Here is a 326-nt window from a genome sequence, read left to right on the forward strand (position 1 = left end):
GAGGGAGGCGGCGTTGGCGTGCACCTGCCGCGCTACAAAGGTGGCTGGACCGGTTTCATTGAAGAATTCGCGTTCGGCTATCGTATCCCGCTGATTTTGCTCATCAATGGCGTGGGCGGCTCCGTCATCCTGCAGGAAGCCATAGGCTATCCGGAGCTGCAGGCGGCCAAGCCAACTTTTCCAATGTTCGACATCATGGAACGGGTGCCGGTTCTGACCGCCGTCCTTGGCCCGACGGCAGGGAGTTCTGCTGCCCGAGCGCACCTGTCGCATTTTTCCGTAATGACCAAGGACAACGGCTGCCTGTTCGCCGGCGGACCACCGGT

General features: G+C 61.0%; 1 protein-coding gene. It reads left to right on the forward strand.

Annotation, left to right across the window (positions count from 1 at the left end; translation table 11 throughout):
* Positions 1-18 precede the first annotated feature (18 nt).
* The coding region (locus tag EN818_RS31470) for a carboxyl transferase domain-containing protein (protein ID WP_281039971.1) at positions 19-326 on the forward strand (308 nt) is incomplete at its 3' end.

The sequence above is a fragment of the Mesorhizobium sp. M3A.F.Ca.ET.175.01.1.1 genome (genome assembly GCF_004791945.1).
Taxonomy (GTDB): Bacteria; Pseudomonadota; Alphaproteobacteria; order Rhizobiales; family Rhizobiaceae; genus Mesorhizobium.